Origin of the sequence: Citrobacter sp. CK194, from assembly GCF_030333395.1 — a bacterium.
Lineage (GTDB): Bacteria > Pseudomonadota > Gammaproteobacteria > Enterobacterales > Enterobacteriaceae > Citrobacter_B > Citrobacter_B koseri.
In genome coordinates this window covers 1-265 of record NZ_JAOWGA010000008.1, presented here as the reverse complement: position 1 = coordinate 265, position 265 = coordinate 1, and the positions used below count along the sequence as shown (strand labels likewise).

The window sequence follows — 265 nt, the reverse complement described above, 5'->3', positions numbered from 1 at the left end:
TACAGGCTTGTAGCTCAGGTGGTTAGAGCGCACCCCTGATAAGGGTGAGGTCGGTGGTTCAAGTCCACTCAGGCCTACCAAATTCGCTCCCGTGCTTTGTTGTGGCAAAGCTCGCATACCTCAGTATGCTTCGCTTCACCACGCCGCGCCCGGAAACGAATTGGGGATGAGGTTTAACTACATCATATGGGGCTATAGCTCAGCTGGGAGAGCGCCTGCTTTGCACGCAGGAGGTCTGCGGTTCGATCCCGCATAGCTCCACCAT

At 55.8% G+C, this 265-nt stretch carries 2 tRNA genes; both read left to right on the top strand.

The annotated features are described in order from the left end of the window. Positions 1–3 precede the first annotated feature (3 nt). Positions 4–80 (top strand) — tRNA-Ile (locus OGX80_RS00600). A gap of 108 nt (positions 81–188) precedes the next feature. Next, positions 189–264: transfer RNA gene (locus OGX80_RS00595), tRNA-Ala, on the top strand. The last annotated feature ends 1 nt before the right edge of the window (position 265 follow it).